Below are 21,712 nucleotides of genomic sequence, written 5' to 3'. Positions count from 1 at the left end.
GCCGTCCGAGCAAACGGCGTAAGTCGCTCCCATGTGGAGCGATGGACGCAGCATGGACAGGGGAGCTGGGGACGGGGTCGCGACGCTGCTTGCCCGTGCCGCCCACGCCGCGGCGACCGCGGAGGACCGGCTCGGCGGCGCGATTGCCGACGTGTTCCTCGACGATGCCGTCCGGCTGGATGATCGCACCCGTCTCCGTGTGCGGGCGGTGCTCGCCCAACTTGCCGGCGAGGTCGAAACGGTCTTGCGCGTGCAGGCCGCGCGCTTGCTCACGCTGCGCGACGCAGCGTCCCTGGCGGAACGCCTCATCACGAACGGCACACCCGTCTTTGCACGGCTGAACGCCAGCGGGTTGCTTCGCGACCCGGCGTTGATCCGTGAAGTGATCGGGCGAGTCCAGCAGGACGCCATCGCCGACGCCTTACCGTCCCACGCTCCGGAAGATCGTGATCGGCCAAGCCTCCTGCCGCGACTGTTGTACCATGCGGACTCGTCGGTAAGCGCAGCAGCGGCAGCGCTGCTCGCCGCGGAAAGCCGCCGTCGCGGCGTCGCGCCGGTTGGCGCGGGTGGGTCGAGTGACTTGCCGGCGGACCTGCACCGCCACTTGGTCTGGTGGAGCGCGGCAGCGCTGCGCATCGGTATTGGCCAAGTCGGCGCGGGGGCAGTACCGGCGCTGGACCGCGCGCTGGCTGAGGCGGCGCTCCACGCGATCGATGCTCATGTCGACGGAGACAGGCTCGACGCAGTGGCGATGCGGTTGGCCCGGGCACTCGACCCGAGTTCGAGCGAACGGGCTCGCTGGCTGATCGAGGCGTTGCGCGACCGGCGTCTGTCGCTGTTCATCGCCTTGCTGGCAGACGGACTCGGGCTGTCGTACGCCGACATGCGCGCGATCGTGCTCGATCCGAGCGGCGTGCGCCTGTGGCTCGTGTTGCGCGCGCTCGGCCTTGATCGTGCGGCGATTGCGCGGGTCGGTCTGGCGCTCGCCGAGGCAGACCCTCGGCGCGACATCGACGGGTTCGTCGCGGTGCTCGACGCCATTATGGCGACCGACGGCGCCGTGGCGCGACAGGCGCTGGCGCCCCTGCTGCTCCATCGCGATTATCGCGCGGCGCTGACCGCACTCGCTCGGGGCATGGACGGGGCGTGGCCATCGTGGGATTTACCCGGGTGAGTCTGGACGACCCGGTACCGCCAACCACCGTACGCGCCACACTCGATCGCGCAGGACGGTTGATCGCGGCGGACCGCCGGCTGCTTTCGCTCAACAAGCGGGCGGGCGGGGAGACCGGCATGCCGTTGGCGATCCCGGGGCTGGACACGGTGGTGCGGCTCGCGCTGCAGTTGGCGATTCCGGTCGCGCGGACGGTGGTCGTCGCGGATGGTGCCGAGGATCTGGACCTGTGGGTCCGCGCCGATCCGATCACCGATCCGGCTGGTGTGCGTGGCGGGGTCGATCTCATTCTGGTCGGGTGGCGTACCCGCTCCCCGTGGCAATCGGATGCTTTGCACGAAACACGCGAGGCCGACTTCCTGCGCAGTGCCGCGCAGTGGGAATGGGAAACCGATGCGATCCTGTCGCTGACCGCCTTGTCGGGCAGAGCAAGCGCAGCGATGGGCGTGGACGGGCAGGCCGCCCTTGGACGCCCGCTGACACAGCTGTTCGTGCTGGCGGAAGACGACGCCGGTGTGTTTCCGATCCTGCGCGGTCTCGCGTCGCGGGAACGCTTCGTTCGGCAACGCGCGATCGTGCGCCAAACTGGCCAGACGGTCCTGCTCTCGGCAGTGCCGCGGCTCGACACAGGCGGCGAGTTTGCCGGGTTCGCCGGATACGCGGAGGATGTGGACCCGTCGGGTGCGGCCCGGACCGGTGCGCTATCGACGGCGGATGTCAGGAGCGATCTGGACGCGCTGACGGACGGGATCGCGGCGCGGCTCGATCGGACGCTACGGGGACCGCTCGACCGGATCATCGCTTCGGCGGAAACGATCCGAGCGCAATTCGATGGGCCGCTGCGCCAGGATTATGCGGATTATGCCGCTGACATTGCGAACGCGGGGCGGCATTTGATCGGGCTGGTCGACGATCTGATCGACCTGCGCGCGATCGAACAGCCCGGTTTCACGGTCGTGCGCCAGCCGATCGACTTTGCCCATGTCGCACGCCAGGCGGCCGGGTTGCTGCGGCTCCGGGCGTCGTCGGCGCGAGTGCAGATCGATGTGCCTGCTGCCGCGGAAAGCCTGATGGCGACGGGCGATGCGCGGCGGGCGTTGCAAGTTCTGGTCAACCTTCTTGCCAATGCGATCCGCTACTCACCGCTCGACGGGACGATCTGGATCCGGGCGGAGCGCGACGCGCATCTCGCCGCCATCATCGTCGGGGATCAGGGCAAGGGCATCGCACTCGACGATCAGGCGCGGATCTTCGCGAAGTTCGAACGCGTCGACCCCGGCGAGGCGGGAGGATCAGGGCTGGGCCTCTACATCGCACGACGGCTGGCGCGCGCGATGGGTGGGGACGTGCGAGTCGACAGTGGGCCAGGGCTGGGCGCGCGGTTCGTTTTTACCCTCCCGCTGAACGGCTGACGGATGACATAATCGTCAATTGACGTTGCGCGCATGCGGCGTAGGTTCGCGCCTGGCTCGTGTACGGGCCGTGAGCGTGTTGGAGAGTCTGTATGCGTAAGCTTATTCTGGCGGCGTCCGTTCTGGCGTTTGCAGCCGGCACCGCGCCCGCCGTGGCGGCACCGTGCAAGGACGCCAAGGGACGGTTCATGAAGTGCCCTACCGTCGCGCCAAAGGCAACGAAGTGCCGCCTCAACGGCAAGTTCACGAAATGCGGTACCCCCGGGGCCAAGCCAGCCTGACCTGGCGGCGCGGTCTTCGGGCCGCGTTTCCGTCGAGAGCAGGCGCCCGGCCCGAGCGTTACCGCGCCGGTATTATCTCGACGACGTTCAACAGCGATTCGAACCGCGGCCACGGGAGCACCATACGCCAGCGTTGCGGTTCGATCCGCTCGACGTACCCGGCAAGGTCGTGGTTGGCGTCTTTGCCATAGGCGAGGGGGCGGTGCTCGTCCCCCAGCACCATCGTGCCGAGAAACACCGCGCGCGACGATGAGTCTTCGTACAGCGTCCCGAAAGGGCGCTGCGCGCCGTCGATCTTGTACAGGCGCACGATCCCGTCCGTGCTTTCGACCCTGCAATCGACTGCAGGGTAGCGCGTCAGATCGCGCATCGCGGTGCCGTTGGCGCCCAGTTTGACGACCTGGCAGCGATAGAGCCCGGCGGGCGGCACCGGGTTGGGCAGGGCGCGGTCCGGATCGAACAGCGTCGGGTCGGCTTCGATCGAGGCGATCAGGCCGGCGGCGCGGATCTTTGCCATGGCGTCGATCCAGGCCCCGCGCCAGGATCGCAGGCGTGCGCGGTCGGCCGGCGTGGCCACGCGGCGCCAGTCCGTCTGACGATCCGTCTGGGTATCCGCCGCTGGAACGGGCAGCGGCCGTGCCGACGCCGTTCCCCCGCATCCGGCGGACACCCCCGCCATCGTACAGGCGATCAGACCCGAGAGGCGGGCGGGGCTGTTCACCGGCAGGACGTCATAATGTGCAGTTCCACAGAGAGATGACCGGACCGCCCATCAACCACGCAATTCCCGCAATGCCAAGGACTTCCGTGCGGGCGCCGGGACCCAGGCAGGTCAGGCGGCGGTCCATCCCCCATCGACCGACAAGTTCGCGCCGGTAATCGCCTTTGCCTCGTCCCGGCACAGGAACAGCGCGAGCGCGGCGACCTGATCGACCGTCACGAATTCCTTGGTCGGTTGCGCCGCAAGCAGGACGTCTTCCATCACTTGCTCGCGCGTCATCCCGCGCGCCTTCATCGTGTCGGGGATCTGCGCTTCGACCAGCGGGGTCCAGACATAGCCGGGCGAGATGCAGTTGACGGTCACGCCATGCGTCGCGGTTTCCAGCGCGATCGTCTTGGTCAGCCCGGCAAGACCATGTTTCGCCATGACATAAGCGGACTTGTTCGGACTGGCGACGAGCGAATGCGCCGAGGCGGTCGAGATGATCCGGCCCCAGCCTGCCGCCTTCATGTACGGCACCGCAGCCTGCATCATGTACCAAGCCGAATGCAGGTTGATCTGCAGGATCGCTTCGAACTTATCGGCCGGAAAATCCTCGATCGGCGCGACGTGCTGGATGCCGGCGTTGTTGACGATGATATCCGGGCCACCCAGTTCCTCATGACACCGCTTCACCATTGCCGCGATCTGGTCGGGGCGAGTCATGTCGGCGGGGTCGTAGAGCGCCTTCGCGCCACTCGCGGCCTCCAGCTTAGCGCGCGCGTCCTCGATCGCTTCGGGCGCGCCGAAGCCGTTGATCAAGACGTTTGCGCCCTCTTGTGCGAAGACCTTCGCATATTCCAGCCCGATGCCCGAGGTGGACCCGGTGACGATCGCGGTTTTGCCCTTGAGGAACATGGCCTTGGTCTCCGTCATTGATAGCAGGATGTCTTGAATGCGGGCGTCAGAAGGGGTGCGTCGGGGCCGGTTGCGTCAGGTCGAACGCCGCGCTCTTGCCCGTCTCGATATTGTGCGCGATCAGGCGTGCGTTCTCCATCGTCTTGGCGACGTCCGCCATTCCGGCGTTCCAATGCTCGCGCATCGTCCGCGCCGAAAACTCGAAGTCGCGGCTGCCGCCCTCCCAGGCGTTGGCACGGTGGATGAGATGGACAAGGTTGACCGGATCCTCGCGCGCGCTCGCTGCGAGCGCGATCACATCCGGGTCGTCCAGTAATTCCTTGGGAAGCTTGTCGAGCACGCGTCGCGCAAGCTCGCGGTCCTTGCGGACCCGCATCATCTGGTCGGAGACCTGACGCGTCCGGCTCGAAAAGCGGATTTCCTTCTCGCGCGCCATCACGTCCATGATCGTGCGGGGACGCTCGGTCGCGGCGGGGAACAGGTCGATCTGGAAAGCCAGCAATTCCCCGCTTTGATGTTCGAGGACGTGAGTCAGCGGGGTGTTCGAGACGAGCCCGCCATCCCACCACAGGCGTCCGTCGATCTCGACCGCAGGCAAGCCGGGCGGCAGCGCGCCCGATGCCATGATGTGCCGCGCGTCGATCCGCATTTCGGTCGTATCGAAATAGGCGAAATTGCCGCTCTCCACATCGACCGCGCCGACCGAGAGGCGGACGCGGCCGCTGTTGAGCAGATCCCAGTCGATCAGGCTGTCGAGCGTCGCGCGCAGCGGGGCGCTGTCGTAAAAGCTCGTCGCTTCGGGGGTGCCGGGAAGCGCGAAGGTCGGGGGAATGAGACGGGGCGAGAAGAACCCGGGAACGCCCCCGGCAAGGACGGTCGCCGCCGACCATTCATGCAGGAACTCGCGGATCCGGTCGTCGGGAAAGATCGGGAAGCTCGGCAACGCCCCGGTCATCACGTCCCAGAACTTGGCGAGCTTCTCGACGCGGTGCTCGGGCAGATTGCCGGCGAAGATCGCCGCGTTGATCGCGCCGATCGAGATGCCCGAGACCCAGTCGATCTCGATCCCGCTCGACGCCAGGCCCTCGATCACGCCGGCCTGGTAACTTCCCAGCGCGCCGCCGCCCTGCAACACCAGCGCCACGCACTCGGGCAGGGGCAGCGCTTTCGCGCGCCGTTTGGGTCTGATCGATTCGCTTTTCGACATGGCGCCGCCATGCGCGCGTTGCGGTGCGCGATCAACGCTTGGCGCACAAAAGAACGAACCCGCCAACCCGACTTGCAACAAGCCGGGCCGCCGCGCATTCATGCCGCAACGGCAACGACTTTCGGAATACTCCCGCCATGCGTCTCGATGATTTCGATCCCAACATCAACGTCGAGGACCAGCGCGGCCAGGGTGGCGGCAGCGGCTTCGGCGGTTTCGGCGGCGGCGGTGGCGGCGGGTTGTTGTTCGGCCTGCTGCCGATGGTGTTCAGCCGGTTCGGCTGCGGCGGCGTCGCGATCCTGCTGGCGGTGCTGTTCTTCTTCGGCGGTGGCCTGGGGATGCTCGGCGGCGGCGGCGGTCAGGTCGGTGCGCCGACCCAGCAGGTCAGCCGCGAGAAGGCCGGTAGCGACGTCGCGTCGAGCTGTTCGCTCAACGCGGAGAGCAAGGCGGCGTGCAACGCGTTCAGCTCGGCCGACAAGACTTGGGCGGCGATTTTCCAGCGTGAGGGCAAGCAGTTCCAGCAGCCCAAGCTCGTGTTCTACGGCGGCAACGGTCAGTCCGGCTGCGGCGCGGCGCAGAGCGCGATGGGGCCGTTCTATTGCCCGCGCGACCAAGGCGTCTATCTCGACACGAGCTTCTTCGCGGAGCTGGCCGACCGGTTCGGCGCTAAGGGCGACTTCGCCCAATATTATGTGATCGCGCATGAGTTCGGCCATCACATCCAGAACCTGCTGGGCACGTCCGACCAGGTTTCGCGCATCCAGCGCAGCGGGGACGAAGTCGCCGGGAACCAGGCATCGGTGAAACTCGAGCTGCAGGCCGATTGCTATGCGGGCGTATGGGCGGCGCAGAATCGTGACCGTTTGGAACCCGGCGATATCGAGGAGGGAATGACCGCCGCGCGCGCGATCGGCGACGATACCTTGCAGAAGCAGTCGCAGGGGCGAGTAGTGCCCGACAGCTTCACCCATGGCACCTCGGCCCAGCGGATGAAGTGGCTTCGCGTCGGCATGGAAAGTGGCGATCCGAATGCCTGCAACACGTTTTCGGGCGCGCTCTGAGGAGGTCTGAGACCCGGGGCGTCGCCATTCGGCAACGCCCCGGGACGGAGAGGATGTTTTAGAGGCGGACGAGCATCTTGCCGGTGTTGCCGCCGCTGAACAGGCCGAGGAATGCGTCAGGCGTCGCGTCCAGCCCGTCATGCACGGTATCCTGGCTGGTCAACGCGCCCGACTTCACCATCGCGGCCATATCCTCGTAGAATTCCGTCGCACGCGCGAAGTACGGCGTGACCAGGAACCCCTGCACGCGGATGCGCGCGGCGATCACGCGCATCAGATACTTCAGTTCGGTCGGCGTGCCGCTGTTATACCCTTCGATCATCCCGCAAATCGCGAACCGGGCGCCATCGCGCGCATGGGCGAGCGCGGCATCGAGGTGACTTCCACCGACATTGTCGAAATATACGTCGATCCCGTCCGGGGCGGCTGCACCGAGCGCTTTGACCAGCGATGTGCCGTCCTTGTAATCAATCACATGGTCGGCGCCCAACGACTTGACCCAGGCGCACTTCTCCGCACCGCCGGCAGAGCCGATCACCGTCATGCCCTTGGCCTTGGCAACCTGCACCACCGTCGAGCCGACCGCACCGGCTGCGGCCGACACGAACACGGTTTCACCGGGCTTGGCGGAGGCAACGTCGAGCAATCCCCAATATGCGGTCATGCCCGGCATCCCGAGCATACCGAGGAACTGTTGCACTGGCACGCCCAGATCCGGCAGCTTTTGAACCTGCGCGGCGGGCAGTACTGCCTCGTCGCGCCAGCCGAGCATGTGCTGGACCATGTCACCGACCTTGATCGAGTCGGCGTTGCTCTCGACGACTTCGCCGATCGCGCCGCCCTGCATCGGCTCGCCGAGCGCGAATGGCGCGACGTAGGATTTCGTGTCGTTCATCCGGCCGCGCATATACGGATCGACCGACAACCAGCGGTTGGCGACGCGTACTTCGCCGTCGCCAAGGCTGGCCGACGCGGTCTCGAGCAGCGCGAAATCGTCCATCTTCGGCATGCCGGCTGGGCGGCTTTTCAAAGTCCAGGAACGGGGCATCGGGGCTTTCTCCTTCATGTGTTTCGAACGGGGGGTATGCCCTGAGGAAGCTTGAGGCAACGAAAAAACCCCCTCCCTGCGGCGGCAGGGAAGGGGGCTTTCCAGGTTCAGGGAAGTTTACTTACGTCGCAAGGACTTCAGTAGGTCCCGCCAAAGCTCCGGTTGAGCGTGCGCGGGCCATTGTTCTTGTCCGCATCGGCTGCACCTGCATTTTTGTCGTTCTCGCCGAAGAGCGCCTGGTTGCGTTCCTCATCGCGCCAATGCGCCTTTGCGTCCTCGGCCGACTTCGAGATTGTCACCTTGTCGGCAACGGTCTGCAACCAGCTCGATGGGATCGAGTGGTGGCGTCCACCGGCGTCGGCATCGGTCTTGGTCAGAATGATGCGGTCGCCGCGCACCTTGTCGACCGTGCCGACATGCGCGCCATCCGAACCGACGACTTCCATATGTTCGGTGACCTGCGACAAGGACGAGCGCTGCGTCTGCCGATTGCTCCGCCACGACCCGAATTCCGACTCGAACTTCGACCGGTTTTCGCGGCGATATTCATCATAGTCGCGATCGAGCGCCTCAATCTGCGTACGACGCCAACTGCCATAGTTCTCGTCATGATGTCCGCGCTCGTTACCGCCGCGCTGGTCGTCGTAGCGCGCATCGAACTCGCGGCGGCGCTGGGCTTCGTCGTCGCCGAACCACGAGCGGACTTCGTCGCCCGCGCGGTCGAAGAAGCCGCGGTCGTCATAGTCATAGCCTTGGGGCTGGCGACCATATCCTTGCTGGCTGCGACCATAGGCCTGATTGCCACCGCGATTGCCATATGGGTCACCTTGGCCATAGCTATCGCGTCCATCACGGTTCTGGCTTTGGAAGCGATCGCCGCTGCTCCGGTTGCCACCATAGGAACCGCCGGTTTCCTGTCCGAAATTGCGGTCGCCATATCCGCGTGCGCCATATCGGTCGCTACCGCCTTGTCCCTGATACCCGCTTCGATCGGACGGTCCGTAGTCGTCGTGCCGGTCGGGGCCACCAAAGGGATTTCCTCGGTCGCCGTATGCGCTCTGACCGTAGCGGTCATTCTGGTCGAGGTTGCCGGGGCGGTCCGAATAGGATCGGGAATAGCGTTCATCAGCCATGATAACGTCCTCCTGAGACAGTGAGCATCAAGGTGCGCGACGTTTGCCGCGTCGCATTGACGGGGAATAAACTCGGAAAAAAGCGAACCGGTTCCGCTGTTTGACGCAATGTCGGGGCGGATCGTCGTCCTGCCACGGCGAAGCATTTGAAAATTGCGTACGGTCGGCGGCGCATTGTCGTTGCACCGTGCACAAACCATGATATTGCAAGAATGAACGCTCCGCTGGGGCGGTCGGGCGTGGTGCGGGGCTGTAGCTCAGATGGGAGAGCGCTGCAATCGCACTGCAGAGGCCAGCGGTTCGATTCCGCTCAGCTCCACCACCACGCATCCTTTCGGCATCCCTGACGGCATCTAGCACCGGTTCCGTTATGACGGGTTCGCGTGGGGAGCCTAGCGGCGTGTGCTTCGTTCGTGCATCATGCCGTTGATGTCCTCCGCCGATCGTCTCGCCCGCCCGCTTAAAGGACTGATCGCCGGACAGGTTCGGGCCGTCTTCAACGATCGGTCCAGCGGTGAGGTGCCGGTGGTACGGCGTGCCGATGCCTTGTTCCCGCCGGACTCGGTCGCGTGGCGCGTCCATGGCGACGTGACGTCGATGCTGGTGGGCGGCGTCACTGCGCTGATGCTTCAGATGCTCCATCCCGCGGTGCTTGCAGGGGTCTGGGATCATTCAGGGTTTCGGGACGACATGCAGGGGCGGCTCCGCCGGACCGCGCGCTTCATCGCGGTAACGACCTACGGCGCGCCCGAGGATGCCCGCGCGCTGCTGGCAAAGGTGCGTCGCATTCATGATCACATCGGCGGATCGCTTCCGGACGGTACGCCGTATCGTGCCAGTGAACCCGCTTTGCTCGCCTGGGTCCATGTCAGTGAAGTGCTGAGTTTTCTCGATGGCTGGATTCGGTACGGGGAGCCGGGCATGAGCCGCGCCGACCAAGACCGCTATGTCCGCGAGATGGCGCGGATTGCGGAGCCGCTGGGGGTCGATCCGATCCCGACGACCCGCACCGAAGCGGAGGCGATCCAGCGTCGGATGCGGGCAGATCTTCGGGTCGATGCGCGGACTCGGGACGTTGCCGATGTGCTGCTCAACCAGCCAGCGCCATCGATCGCTGCGCGACCCTTCCAGGCGATGACGATGCAGGCCGCGATCGATCTGCTGCCGGGGTGGGCGCGGACGCTCCATGGACTGGAGCGCCCCGGCATAACGCTGCCGCTGCTGCGCGCGAGTACCTTCGGTGTCGCCAGTACGCTGCGATGGGCGTTCCGATGATGCCGGAGCCTGCCACGGTGCCGATCCCGGCGGCGACGCTCGTTTTGTTCCGGGAGCGCATGGGGACACCCGAACTGCTGTTCGTGGAGCGATCGCGGGCGATGGCCTTTGCGGCGGGTGCGTTGGTCTTCCCCGGTGGCCGGGTCGATCCGGGAGACCATGTGTTGGCGCAGCAATACGGAGACGATGTGGAGGACGGCGCGAGCCGGATCGCGGCGATCCGCGAGACGCTGGAGGAAGTCGGGGTGCCGGTCGGGCTGCCGCCACTGTCGGCGACGGAAATTACAGGGTTGCGCGCCGCGTTGCAGGCTGGCGTTCCGTTCGGACAGGCGCTGTCCGCCATCGATGTGACGCTGTCGATCACGGACCTTGTCCCGTTTGCGCGATGGTGTCCGTCGCATGCGCCGGCGCGGATCTTCGATGCGCGATTCTATCTGGCCGAGGTTCCGCTCGACGCGCCCGAACCGATCGTCGACGACACCGAGAATGTCCGCGTATTCTGGGCAACCGCGCAAGACGTGCTCGACCTGGCGGACCGGGGCGCCGCAACGATCATTTTCCCCACCCGCCGCAACCTGGAGCGGCTGGCATTGTTCGACAGCTTCGCGGCAGCCGTATCGCACGCCGCCCGTCATCCAATCCGCACCATTACGCCGTGGGTCGAGCCGCGCGACGACGTTCCGCATCTTTGCATTCCGACGGACCTCGGTTACCCGATCACCGCCGAACCGATGCATAAAACCGTCCGCGGCTGACGCGCGTCAGTGCGGCATCGCTGCCGCTTCGACCTTTTCCACCCAGTTGGGGAAGAATCCGGGCTGGCGGTTGGACCATCCCGACGCCGTCGCCGCAGCTTCGCTGATTGATTGCAGCAGTTTCCGCCGCAAGTCGGGGTGAAGGTGCGGCAATGCCGCTGCCGCGCAGAAAGCTGCGGGGAGCCACGGCCTAATTTCGGCACCGATCAACCGTTCATAAAGGAAACGGTAGGCGGCAAAGGTGGTGAGGCGGCCCTGTCCGAGATCGAAGGCGGAAAGCGTGAGCAGCGGCCCCATGATCGTCTCGACCCCCTCGAGGCCACCGTCATTCGGGGTCAACATCCGGATATTGGGAAGGCGGTCGTACAGCCGGGCCTGTGCGCGGATGCTCGCGGCTTCGACGACATCGCGCGACCACAGAGCGAGTGCGTCCTGACGATCGAGACCGATGTCGAGGGCGCGCCGAATATATCTCTGGGTCGATGCGGGGAACCCCGCGAACTCTTTCATCTCGGCCAGCGTCATCGTGCCGTTGGCCGCTTTCATCCGAGAACCCATCGTGCCACTCCGCTACAATCGTGCAGTCCAGCAAAAATGCGCTTCTTGCATTACCACATGGTTAACGCCGGAAACCCACTGCGAAACTAAGCGACCATAAATCATGTTGCGGCGCAACATCCGATGCGACGAGATGAGATATTTGTACGAAAGTGGATCGTCCCCGCACGGAACGGCCGTTCCGTGCGGGGGAGGCGGGATCGTAGGCGTCAGCGTTTGTCGGAAGACCGCTTTGCCTCGGCTTCTGCATCATAGCCGGAAGACCGCGGCGGTTCGCCGTTTTCGCCGGGGCGGCTGGTCGAGGGCGGGTCGGACGCGTCCATCGACTCGTCCAGAGCGTTGTCGAGCGCTGCATCGGGGCTCGACGGGTTCCGTTCCAGACGGTGCGCGATCGATGCGTCCTGGCCCGCATCCTGCTTGTTCGCGGTTGCCTCTTCCTCGGGATCGCCGGGCGCCACCGAGAGGCCGTCGAGGGCCTTGTCGTCGATCAGCTTGGGGTCGTCGGTCATGAATTCACTCCTGATCGTGAGCCAAGGAGAACGATCCGACCGACGCGCCTGTTCCCTCATTCCAGACGCGTGACCAAAACACGTTGCGCGACGAAGGCAGCGCGGCCGAACACGGTCATGAAGGCGATGTCCGTTGCATCGCGCCCGACCGCGACCCGGACGAGATCCGAACAGCACGCCATGCGGGTTGCATCGACCAGATGCCAGCCGCCCCCGACCCACAATTCCGCCACCGCATGGAAATCGGGCGGGTCGACCCCAGGCGCGTAAGCGGAGACGCAGCGCGCCGGTATCCCGCCGGCCCGCGCCAGCGCGACGAGGAGGTGCGCATAGTCGCGACACACGCCGTGCCGTTCGGCAAAAGTCATCATCGCCGTGGTCGTGCCGTTCGACGTGCCACCTTCGTAGCGCAAATGCCCAGCGACCCAATCGACCAGTGCCGCGGCGAGGGGGCCGCCACTCAAGCCACCGAAATGCTGCTCGACAAAGCCTTCCAGACGGTCCGACTCACAATAGCGGCTCGGCAGCAGATACGGGATCGTGTCGACCGGCATGAGCCGTACCGGCGTGTTGGGGAGGACCGAAAAGTCGATCACGGGCCGATCGATCCGGACGATAGCGCGGTAATCCGCACGGAATGCGCCTTCCCCCCGGGCCCAGCAGCGTTGCCCGATCCCGTCTTCCCCGCGCACCGCGCGCAGCGGCTCGGGCGAATAGACTCGCAGATCCTGCATCTCGAGATGCTGATCGGGCTGTTTGGCCGCTTCGATCAGCAACAGCACGTCCGCCGCGCCATCGATAGTATAGTCGAGCATGGCCTCGATCGCGATGCGCATGAATGTCCTTTGTGCGGTCGGAGGGAAACGCCAATAAAAAGGGCCCGATGGATCGCGCCATCGGGCCCTTTCGGAAGAGTTCTTACCTAAGCGGCGATCAGTTGCGGTTGCCGAACAGGCGCAGGATGAACAGGAACATGTTGATGAAGTCGAGGTACAGGCTCAGCGCCGACATGATCGTAACGCGCTGTTCCATGTCGGTACCAGCAACCTGGGCGTACATAGCCTTGGTGCGCTGAGTGTCATAAGCCGTCAGCCCAGCGAACAGCAGGACGCCGACGAAGCTGATGACGAGGCCAAGCGGACCCGAATTCAGGAACATGTTGAGCAGGCTTGCGACGATCAGGCCGATCAGCCCCATCGTCAGGAACGTGCCGAACGCGGACAGGTCACGCTTGGTGGTGTAGCCATACAGGCTGAGACCACCGAACGCCGCTGCCGTCGCGAAGAACGCCTGTGCGATCGCCGTCGGGCTGTAGACCAGGAAGACCGTCGAGAGCGACAGGCCCATCGCCACCGCGAAGCCCCAGAACATGATCTGCAGCGTCGAGTTGGTCATCCGGTTCTGGCCGAAGCTCATGCCGAACACGAAACCGAGCGGGGCGAGGGTGATCACCCACTTGAGGATGCCCGGGCCACCGAAAACGGTCGCTGCCGCACCGCTCGCCACGAAGCCGAGCGCGACGATCCCGGTCAGCAGGACCGCGGACGCCATGTAGTTATAGACGGACAGCATGTACCGCCGCAGGCCAGCGTCATACGCCCCCGCGCGGGTGGTCCCAGCCGTCTGGAACGCGGAGGCGTTCGGACGGGGATCAGACCAGTTTGCCATTACGAAAAGCTCCTTGCAGCCGGCCGTGTGCCGGTTGCCTTGAATATCGGCGCACCTTGCCCGTATTTCAAGCGAATCCGGGGGGCTTCCGGCGGCAGCAACATAGCGTAACATGACGCAGCCACGGGATCCGGTGCCGTAGGCGGCCGCGCCGATCCTTAAACGCGCCTGCAAGCGCGGCGGCGGGGCGCTCCAGTTCGGGTTGCTAAATCGCTTTCGTAATCGCGGTATGCTCTGCTACGCTTCGTACAAGAACAAAAGTTCGAGAGGAGCACACCCAATGCATACCGGCCCGGCCATCGCGGATTCGCCCGAAACGGCCCGCGTTTCCCGTTATGCGTGGCTGGTGCTCGGGATCCTGTTCCTCGTCTACGTGCTCAATTTCGTCGATCGGCAGATCATCTCGATCCTCGCGGAAGACATCAAGCGTGATCTCAATTTGAAGGATGAGGATCTCGGCTTTCTGTATGGGACAGCATTCGGCGTGTTCTATTCCCTGTTCGGCATTCCGTTGGGTCGGCTTGCGGACACGTGGCACCGGGTCCGCCTGATGACGCTCGGTTTGGGGCTGTGGTCCGCGATGACGGCGGCATCCGGGCTCGCACAAAGCGGGGGTGCGCTCGCCGGGGCGCGGATCGGCGTGGGCGTGGGGGAGGCGACCGCGAGTCCCTCGGCCTATTCGCTGATCTCGGATTATTTCCCGAAACGCCTGCGCGCGACCGCGCTCGCGATCTATTCGTCCGGATTGTACGTCGGGGGCGGGCTGTCGCTCGGAGTCGGCGGGTTGATCGTTCAGCGGTGGAACCACGCCTATCCCGACGGCGGGCCGTTCGGTCTGCACGGTTGGCAAGCCGCGTTCATGATCGTCGGCATTCCCGGCCTGATCCTCGCGGCGGTCGTCGCCACGCTGCGCGAACCGATCCGTGGTGCGGTGGAAGGCCTGCCGCGACCGGAGCGGCATCCGGCGCCATTCAGCGCATTCCTGTCGGAATTGCTCACGATCCTTCCACCGTTGACGCTGATCGGCGCTGCACGGGGCGGGGTACAGGCGTTTCTGACCAACATCCTCGCCCTCGGGATCGTCGTTGCCGCCGTGCTCGGCCTGCATGCGATCGGCGAGCCGTGGCCACAGTGGATCGCCGTAGGGATCGGGGTGTATGCGGTCTTTTCCTGGGCGGCGGCGCTGAAGCGTCGCGATCCGCCGACGTATCGGTTGATCGTCGGTAATCCGGCCTTTCTGTGCATCGTCGTGGCTTATGGCCTCAATGCGTTCATGGCCTATGCGATCAGTTTCTGGGCGGCGCCGTTCGTGATGCGGACGTTGGGTACGTCGCCGGCGATGGCGGGGCTCCTGGTCGGGTCGACCGGTGCGCTCGCGGGATTTCTGGGGGTTATGCTCGGCGGCCTGATGGCGGATCGGCTGCGGCGGCGGAATCCGGCGGGGCGCGTGATCGTCGTCCTGTTCGGCGCGATCGCGCCGATCCCGTTCGTCATCGGAGCGTTTACCGCGACGAGCACTGCAGTCTTCTTCCCGTGCTTCTTCTTGTCGAGCATCTTCGCCAGCACCGCGCTCGGGGCTGCTGGAGCAACGATGCAAGACCTCGTTCTGCCGCGAATGCGTGGAACAGCGACCGGGACGTTTTTTATTGGCACGACTCTGCTGGGATTAGCGATGGGGCCGTATCTCGCAGGGCGAATCTCGACGCTCTCCGGCAGCTTGTCTGTGGGGGTTTTGTCGCTGCTGTGCGCTGCCCCAATCACGATCGCAGCAGGCCTTGCGGCGTACCGGCTAGTGCCGAATGCCGAGGCGCAACGCGAGGCGTGGGCGCGGGGGGCGGGCGAGGACATCTAGTCCAGACCAGCTCGCCCCCCGCACCCCGCGAAACCTTAGCTCGCCGCGAATACGCCGCAGGCAACGCGCCCGCCGCTGTTGCCCGAGGGGTCGGTCATCAGATCATCCGGGTTGGCGTGGACGACCAGCGCCGACCCGTCGGCGTCGAGCAACCCGGCCATCGTCGCGCCGGGAAGAACCATCCCGATCGTCCCGCGACCGTTCGTGCCGACGACGAGGTTCGGCAGGTCGCCCGCATGTGGGCCCTGCGGGTTCATCGACCCGTGCTTGGTGGACGTCGGGTTCCAATGTCCGCCGGCGCTGGCAAAGTCAGGGGCATCACACTTGCCGACCGTATGGACATGCGCGCCGTGGGTGCCCGCGGGCATTCCGGTCACGTCGACCGTGAGGCGAAGGCCACCGCCGACTTCGGTCGCGCTTGCGCGGCCCACTTCAGCGCCGTCCGCGGTTCGCAGCATGGCAACGGCACGGGCGCCGTTCGCCATCGGGGCGCCGGTCTTCGGACCTGCCTTGTCGCAGGCGGAGAGGCTGAGCGTCGCCAAGGCTGCCGCAGCGAGGATCGGTACGCGCATGGGGTATCTCCTGTTATGTGTCGGGGACGTGTTGCCCTGTAACGCATTGCGCGACAAGCGGAGCCGGGAATTGCATAAAAAAGGACCGTGCGACGATCGTCGCACGGTCCTTGCAAGGTTCCACCATGTCAATTGCCTGACATGGTGGAGATACGATCAGTTGGCGTTGCTGGTCTTGATCGACCCGTTCACGCCATTGGGGAAGAAGCCCCCCCCTACCGTCGCAGACTTGGTAAGGTACACGATGTTCAGCACATTCGCTGCACTGCGGCTGTAAGCGATACCCGAGCCGTCGGTCGGAACGATGTTCGAAATCGACGAGTCCGCCCCGGCAATTCCCTGATCGTCTTCGACCGATCCATCCAGACTGTCTCGCGCGTCACTGATCATCCGAACCTGATCGAAGATCGAACCCGTGGCCGTGCCGGCGGCGAAGCCCTTGCCGTACAGGATCGTGCGGATCAGACCCGCGTGATACGCTTCTGCCGCCAGAATGCCCGCTGCGGCGTCCAGATAGGTCTTGCTCGTCAGCAACGGCGCGGCGCCCTTGTAGGCGCTGACGCCGACGTCCTCGAAGATGAAAGCGCCGAGCAGGAACGCATTGTCGTTGGCGTACGGATCGAACACGCCCGTCGACGAGACGACACCGGCCGCCCGCGCGGCTGCGGTGAACGCCCCCGTCGCGCTGCCGTCGATGTTGATCGCCGGCATCGCCACCGCCGCAGATCCGAGCGCTGTACGCAGGTAGGCGACATGCGCGATCTCGTCTGCCGCGATCTCACGCGCATATTGTGCGACGATCGGGTCTTCGAAGGTTACCTTGCGGCCGCCGGTTACGGCGCCTTGCGTTCCGACACCGGTGACTTGCGATGCGGGAAGACCCGTGCCGTACACCGCGAACGAGTAGAACTGCGCTTCGAGATATTCGAGATTGAGCGCGAAATTCAGAATATCCCCGTCGGAAACGGGCGCACTGGTCGGCGTCGGGGTAGGGGTGGGCGTCGGGGTCGGCGTCGGGTTGAAGCCCTTCGGCCCGTTATCGCACGCGGCGAGCAGCGAAAGACCGCCCGCTGCGACCGTCGCCTGACCGGCGACGCGAAGGAAGTTGCGGCGCTCGTCGCGGCGGCGGTCACTCGCCTCCAGCACCTGCGTCAAAATATTCGTAGTATCCATTGCTACTCTCCCTTGGAGAAGGCGTGATGTCTAAAGCGGCTTAATTGGCGCCGCTGAACCGCAGGTCGGCGTTCGGGTTGTTCGTCCCGTTGGGGAAGAAGCCGCCTGCCATCACGCGCGCGTTGGTGAGGTACGCAATGTTGTGGACTTGCGCGACGGTGCGCGAGAACGCGAGACCGTTCTCGTCGAGTGGCACGATGTTGGATGCATCTCCACCGTTGATCTGGACGGTCGAAATACCCTGATCGAGATCGGTCGTACCGTCGAGGCTGTCCCGCGCGTTCGAGATCTTGTCCGCCGACGTGCGAAGCGCAGGCGTGTCGACACCCTTGCGGTACAGTACGGTTCGAACGAGTGCGGCATGATACGCCTCGACCGCGAGGATGCCGGCTGCGGCTTCCAGATACGTCTTGTTGGTCAGCAGCGTCGCGCCGCCCTTATAGGCCGTGACGCCGACGTCTTCGAAGATGTACGCGCCGAGCAGGAAGTTGTTGTCGTTCTCATAGACGTTGAACGCCTCGCCAGCGCCGATCAGGCCGGCCGCCCGTGCGGCGTTGCTGAAGGCGGAGGTCGGGGTCACGTCGATGTCGATCGCCGGTTGCGCGATCGCCGACGTGCCGAGCTGCGTGCGCAGAAAGGTTACGTGCGCGAGCTCGTCGCCTGCGATCTCCTTGGCGTAGGCAGCGACGATCGGGTCACTGAACGTCACCTTGCGACCGCCGGTAACCGCGCCCTGAGTGCCGAGACCGGTCAGCATGTTGGCGGCGAGGCCCGTGCCGTTGGCGGCAAAGCTGTAGAATTGCGCCTCGAGATATTCGAGATTGAGCGCGAAGTTGAGCACGTCGGCGTCGCTTGGTGCGCTTTGCGCTTCCGCACGGCTCGCTAGGCCGATTGCGGCGCCGCCCGCGAGACCCGCCACGGCGGCAGCGCCGAACGCGGATTTGAAGAAATCACGACGATCGTTGCGTCGTTCTACGCGCCGATCGAGCGCTTCGATCAACTGCTGGTTTACATCTTCGGTCATTGAACTCGACCTCCCTGTGGATGGTACTTCGCTAACCCGCACATCGAGTTATGGTTCCAAGCCGTTGAAAACAAAGGCAAAAACCGAAATCCAAGGCGCGCGCAGACGGTGCTCGGAACCGCATGAACCGAACCCTCTCCCGTCGTGGCACAGCTACGCTCGGTGTCTGGCCAAGGACGCACGACCGTTAAAAAATTACTTAGTATTTCTGCGTAGTAAAAGAATGTGTCGGGTTTTCCCCGGAGTATGCGCGAACCCACGGTGAACGCAGACGCGCCCTTTCCCCCGCGCAGCCCCCTTGCTAAGGGCACCTCGACTCTTGCATTCGCACAGTCGGTCGCGCCCGCGCGGAGCCTTGATGGTTTCGCCTCCCCGCCGCGGCCCGACGCATAGGGAAGGACCCGCTGCACATGACCGCCATTGGCCAGGATACACTCGGCACGCGCACCACGCTCGACGTTGGTGGCACCTCTTATGACTATTACAGCCTCGCCACCGCCGCCGAGAAGCTGGGCGACATCAGCCGCCTGCCGTTCTCGATGAAGGTGCTGCTCGAGAACCTGTTGCGCTTCGAGGATGGCGTCACCGTCACCACCGAGGATCTCCAGGCGATCATCGACTGGCAGCAGGAGCGCAAATCGGACCGCGAAGTCCAGTATCGCCCCGCGCGCGTGCTGATGCAGGATTTTACGGGCGTGCCGTGCGTCGTCGATCTCGCGGCGATGCGCGATGCGATCACCAAGCTCGGTGGCGACCCGGTCAAGATCAACCCGCTCGTCCCCGTCCACCTCGTGATCGATCACTCGGTGATGGTCGACGAATTCGGCACGCCAAAGGCGTTCGAGGATAACGTCGAGCTCGAATATCAGCGCAACAACGAGCGCTACGAGTTCCTCAAGTGGGGCTCCAAGGCGCTCGACAACTTCAAGGTCGTCCCCCCCGGCACCGGCATCTGCCACCAGGTCAATCTCGAGAACATCGCGCAGGCGGTGTGGTCCTCGACCGCGCCCGACGGCAAGACGATCGCATACCCCGACACCTGCGTCGGCACCGACAGCCACACCACGATGGTCAACGGCCTCGGCGTGCTCGGTTGGGGCGTCGGCGGGATCGAGGCTGAGGCCGCGATGCTCGGCCAGCCGGTCTCGATGCTGATCCCCGAAGTCGTCGGCTTCAAGCTCACCGGCGAACTTGCCGAGGGCATCACCGCGACCGATCTCGTGCTCACCGTCACGCAGATGCTGCGCGCCAAGGGCGTCGTCGGCCGCTTCGTCGAGTTCTACGGCCCGGGCCTCGATGCGCTCAGCCTCGCTGACCGTGCGACGATCGCCAACATGGCACCCGAATATGGCGCGACCTGCGGCTTCTTCCCGGTCGATGACGCAACGCTCGACTACATGCGCCTCACCGGTCGCAGCGAAGAGCAGATTGCGCTCACCGAGGCATATGCCAAGGCACAGGGCATGTGGCGTCTGGCGGATGCGCCCGACCCCGTCTTCACCGACACGCTCGGCCTCGACATGGCGAACGTCGTTCCGTCGCTCGCCGGTCCCAAGCGTCCGCAGGACAAGGTCATCCTCACCGAGGTCGACGATACGTTCAACGCGGATCTCGCCAAGGTCTATGGCCATTCGAACGCCATTCGCGTCCCCGTCGAAGGCCGCGACCATGATATCGGCGACGGCGACGTCGTGATCGCCGCGATCACGAGTTGCACCAACACCTCCAACCCATCGGTGCTCGTCGCCGCAGGGCTGGTCGCGCGCAAGGCGAACGCTCTGGGCCTCAAGCCCAAGCCGTGGGTCAAGACCTCGCTTGCCCCAGGCTCGCAGGTCGTCACCGACTATCTCGACAAGGCCGGTCTCACGACCGACCTCAACGCGGTCGGCTTCAACCTTGTCGGTTATGGCTGCACCACCTGCATCGGCAACTCGGGCCCGCTCGCCCCCGCGATCTCGGCGGCGATCAACGGCAACGACATCGTCGCGGCGTCGGTCCTGTCGGGCAACCGCAACTTCGAAGGCCGCGTCTCGGCCGACGTGCGCGCGAACTTCCTGGCCTCGCCGCCGCTGGTCGTCGCTTATGCGCTCAAGGGCACGGTGACCGAGGACTTCACCACCACGCCGATCGGTCAGTCGACCGCGGGCGAGGATGTGTACCTCAAGGACATCTGGCCCACGAATGCCGAAGTCCGCGAAGTGATGGACGCCAACATCGACCGCGGCATGTTCCAGTCGCGCTACGCCAGCGTCTTCACGGGCGATGCCAAGTGGCAGGCGATCGATATCGACGGGTCGGACACCTATGCGTGGCCGGCAAGCTCCACCTACATCGCCAACCCGCCGTATTTCGAGGGCATGTCGATGACCCCGGCACCGGTGCAGGACATCATCGAGGCACGCCCGCTCGCGATCCTCGGCGATTCGATCACGACCGACCACATCTCGCCCGCCGGCTCGATCAAGGCGGACAGCCCCGCAGGTGCGTGGCTGATGGAGCGTCAGGTCGCGCGTGCGGACTTCAACAGCTATGGCGCGCGTCGCGGCAACGACAATGTCATGGTCCGCGGCACCTTCGCCAACATCCGCATCAAGAACGAGATGGTCCCGGGCGTCGAAGGCGGCATGTCCTCGTACAAGGGCGAGACGATGCCGATCTACGATGCGGCGATGCGTTTCAAGGAAGACGGCGTTCCGCTGATCGTCATTGCGGGCAAGGAATATGGCACCGGCTCGTCGCGCGACTGGGCGGCGAAGGGCACCAATTTGCTCGGCGTCCGCGTCGTCATCACCGAAAGCTTCGAGCGGATCCATCGCTCGAACCTGGTCGGCATGGGCGTGCTGCCGCTGCAGTTCGCTGAGGGCGTCGACCGCAAGACGCTGAAGCTCGACGGGTCGGAGAGCTTCACGATCATGAAGGTCTCGGAAATCCGCCCGCGCCAGAACGTCGAAGTGACGATGACGCGCGCCGACGGCACGGTCGAGACGTTCATGACGCGCTGCCGGATCGATACCGTCAACGAGCTGGAGTACTTCCTCAACGGCGGCATCCTGCAGTACGTGCTGCGCAAGCTGGCCGCGTAAGCGGGACGGGCGGGCTCCGGCCCGCCGGTTTTACGGAGTTGAAGAAGGGGCGGGGAAACCTGCCCCTTCTTCGTGCTTGGTGAAGGCTCTCGTTTTCACGGCAGGCGCTTCCCCGGCGACGGCCGGGGCCCCGGAGTGGGCGGACGATCGCGGCGGCAGTGGTCGGTTACAGCGGCCTTCACCGGGGAAGCCCTTGTGTACGGAACGTAACGCCTTGCCCCAGAACGGGAAATGCCCGCCACACTTGCGTGTGGCGGGCATCCTTTCCTCCCCAGGAAACTTTCTAGACCCGTCCCTAGGCGGCGAATC

At 65.0% G+C, this 21,712-nt stretch carries 20 protein-coding genes and 1 tRNA gene; 9 read left to right on the top strand and 12 right to left on the bottom strand.

What is annotated here, in order from left to right; translation table 11 throughout:
• Positions 1 to 52: 52 nt before the first annotated feature.
• From ABIC16_RS14155 to ABIC16_RS14145, 3 genes are all read left to right on the top strand, one after another.
• The gene (locus ABIC16_RS14155; protein ID WP_354291581.1) at positions 53 to 1,174 is read left to right on the top strand and encodes a DUF2336 domain-containing protein; all 1,122 of its coding nucleotides are present in this window, start codon (positions 53 to 55) and stop codon (positions 1,172 to 1,174) included.
• Positions 1,171 to 2,586: a sensor histidine kinase gene (locus ABIC16_RS14150; protein WP_354291580.1), complete on the top strand. Its 1,416-nt coding sequence runs from the start codon at positions 1,171 to 1,173 to the stop codon at positions 2,584 to 2,586. The genes ABIC16_RS14155 and ABIC16_RS14150 overlap by 4 nt, the downstream gene beginning before the upstream one ends.
• A gap of 92 nt (positions 2,587 to 2,678) precedes the next feature.
• The gene (locus ABIC16_RS14145) at positions 2,679 to 2,867 is read left to right on the top strand and encodes a hypothetical protein (RefSeq protein ID WP_354291579.1); all 189 of its coding nucleotides are present in this window, start codon (positions 2,679 to 2,681) and stop codon (positions 2,865 to 2,867) included.
• Between the two features lie 58 nt (positions 2,868 to 2,925).
• Here ABIC16_RS14145 and ABIC16_RS14140 read toward each other — a convergent pair whose 3' ends face one another.
• The 3 genes from ABIC16_RS14140 to ABIC16_RS14130 form a co-directional block, all read right to left on the bottom strand.
• Positions 2,926 to 3,588, bottom strand: a complete 663-nt coding sequence (locus tag ABIC16_RS14140; protein ID WP_354291578.1) for a DUF4893 domain-containing protein — start codon at positions 3,586 to 3,588, stop codon at positions 2,926 to 2,928.
• A gap of 111 nt (positions 3,589 to 3,699) precedes the next feature.
• Positions 3,700 to 4,485 (bottom strand): 3-hydroxybutyrate dehydrogenase, encoded by a 786-nt coding sequence (locus ABIC16_RS14135; RefSeq protein WP_354292337.1) that lies wholly within the window; start codon positions 4,483 to 4,485, stop codon positions 3,700 to 3,702.
• Between the two features lie 46 nt (positions 4,486 to 4,531).
• Positions 4,532 to 5,692, bottom strand: a complete 1,161-nt coding sequence (locus ABIC16_RS14130; protein WP_354291577.1) for a DUF3734 domain-containing protein — start codon at positions 5,690 to 5,692, stop codon at positions 4,532 to 4,534.
• Between the two features lie 137 nt (positions 5,693 to 5,829).
• On the opposite strand from ABIC16_RS14130, the gene ypfJ reads away from it, so the two are divergent.
• Positions 5,830 to 6,753, top strand: coding sequence for a KPN_02809 family neutral zinc metallopeptidase (ypfJ, locus tag ABIC16_RS14125; RefSeq protein ID WP_354291576.1), 924 nt, complete (start codon positions 5,830 to 5,832; stop codon positions 6,751 to 6,753).
• Positions 6,754 to 6,811: 58 nt separating this feature from the next.
• Here the strand turns inward: ypfJ and ABIC16_RS14120 are convergent, their stop codons facing one another.
• Entirely contained in the window at positions 6,812 to 7,801 is a 990-nt protein-coding gene (locus ABIC16_RS14120; protein ID WP_354291575.1) for an NADP-dependent oxidoreductase, read from the bottom strand.
• A gap of 137 nt (positions 7,802 to 7,938) precedes the next feature.
• Entirely contained in the window at positions 7,939 to 8,934 is a 996-nt protein-coding gene (locus tag ABIC16_RS14115) for a DUF2171 domain-containing protein (RefSeq protein WP_354291574.1), read from the bottom strand.
• A gap of 246 nt (positions 8,935 to 9,180) precedes the next feature.
• Here ABIC16_RS14115 and ABIC16_RS14110 point away from each other — a divergent pair.
• The 3 genes from ABIC16_RS14110 (at position 9,181) to ABIC16_RS14100 (ending at position 10,964) form a co-directional block, all read left to right on the top strand.
• A tRNA-Ala gene (locus ABIC16_RS14110) sits at positions 9,181 to 9,256 on the top strand.
• 107 nt (positions 9,257 to 9,363) lie between these two features.
• Entirely contained in the window at positions 9,364 to 10,209 is an 846-nt protein-coding gene (locus ABIC16_RS14105) for an oxygenase MpaB family protein (protein WP_354291573.1), read from the top strand.
• Positions 10,209 to 10,964 carry an NUDIX hydrolase gene (locus ABIC16_RS14100; protein WP_354292336.1) on the top strand — a complete coding sequence of 252 codons (756 nt, stop codon included), beginning with the start codon at positions 10,209 to 10,211 and terminating at the stop codon, positions 10,962 to 10,964. The genes ABIC16_RS14105 and ABIC16_RS14100 overlap by 1 nt, the downstream gene beginning before the upstream one ends.
• Before the next feature lie 6 nt (positions 10,965 to 10,970).
• Here ABIC16_RS14100 and ABIC16_RS14095 read toward each other — a convergent pair whose 3' ends face one another.
• From ABIC16_RS14095 to ABIC16_RS14080, 4 genes are all read right to left on the bottom strand, one after another.
• Positions 10,971 to 11,522 carry a hypothetical protein gene (locus ABIC16_RS14095; protein ID WP_354291572.1) on the bottom strand — a complete coding sequence of 184 codons (552 nt, stop codon included), beginning with the start codon at positions 11,520 to 11,522 and terminating at the stop codon, positions 10,971 to 10,973.
• Between the two features lie 209 nt (positions 11,523 to 11,731).
• On the bottom strand, positions 11,732 to 12,031 hold the full coding sequence (locus tag ABIC16_RS14090; protein ID WP_277968572.1) for a hypothetical protein: 300 nt from the start codon (positions 12,029 to 12,031) through the stop codon (positions 11,732 to 11,734).
• A 56-nt stretch (positions 12,032 to 12,087) separates the two neighbouring features.
• Entirely contained in the window at positions 12,088 to 12,867 is a 780-nt protein-coding gene (locus tag ABIC16_RS14085) for a transglutaminase-like domain-containing protein (RefSeq protein ID WP_277968571.1), read from the bottom strand.
• Positions 12,868 to 12,964: 97 nt separating this feature from the next.
• Positions 12,965 to 13,699: a Bax inhibitor-1/YccA family protein gene (locus ABIC16_RS14080; protein ID WP_277968570.1), complete on the bottom strand. Its 735-nt coding sequence runs from the start codon at positions 13,697 to 13,699 to the stop codon at positions 12,965 to 12,967.
• A gap of 280 nt (positions 13,700 to 13,979) precedes the next feature.
• On the opposite strand from ABIC16_RS14080, the gene ABIC16_RS14075 reads away from it, so the two are divergent.
• On the top strand, positions 13,980 to 15,551 hold the full coding sequence (locus ABIC16_RS14075) for a spinster family MFS transporter (RefSeq protein WP_354291571.1): 1,572 nt from the start codon (positions 13,980 to 13,982) through the stop codon (positions 15,549 to 15,551).
• Positions 15,552 to 15,586: 35 nt separating this feature from the next.
• Here ABIC16_RS14075 and ABIC16_RS14070 read toward each other — a convergent pair whose 3' ends face one another.
• The 3 genes from ABIC16_RS14070 to ABIC16_RS14060 form a co-directional block, all read right to left on the bottom strand.
• Positions 15,587 to 16,123 carry a superoxide dismutase family protein gene (locus ABIC16_RS14070; RefSeq protein ID WP_277968568.1) on the bottom strand — a complete coding sequence of 179 codons (537 nt, stop codon included), beginning with the start codon at positions 16,121 to 16,123 and terminating at the stop codon, positions 15,587 to 15,589.
• A gap of 156 nt (positions 16,124 to 16,279) precedes the next feature.
• On the bottom strand, positions 16,280 to 17,296 hold the full coding sequence (locus ABIC16_RS14065; protein WP_354291570.1) for a ferritin-like domain-containing protein: 1,017 nt from the start codon (positions 17,294 to 17,296) through the stop codon (positions 16,280 to 16,282).
• 40 nt (positions 17,297 to 17,336) lie between these two features.
• Positions 17,337 to 18,320: a ferritin-like domain-containing protein gene (locus tag ABIC16_RS14060; protein WP_354291569.1), complete on the bottom strand. Its 984-nt coding sequence runs from the start codon at positions 18,318 to 18,320 to the stop codon at positions 17,337 to 17,339.
• A 410-nt stretch (positions 18,321 to 18,730) separates the two neighbouring features.
• Between ABIC16_RS14060 and acnA the strand changes: the two genes are divergently transcribed.
• Complete coding sequence (acnA, locus tag ABIC16_RS14055) at positions 18,731 to 21,403, top strand: aconitate hydratase AcnA (protein ID WP_354291568.1); 2,673 nt, start codon at positions 18,731 to 18,733, stop codon at positions 21,401 to 21,403.
• Positions 21,404 to 21,712 lie beyond the last annotated feature (309 nt).

The sequence above is a fragment of the Sphingomonas sp. PvP055 genome (assembly GCF_040546365.1).
Taxonomy (GTDB): domain Bacteria; phylum Pseudomonadota; class Alphaproteobacteria; order Sphingomonadales; family Sphingomonadaceae; genus Sphingomonas; species Sphingomonas echinoides_A.
This window is presented reverse-complemented; position numbering and strand designations above follow the sequence as displayed.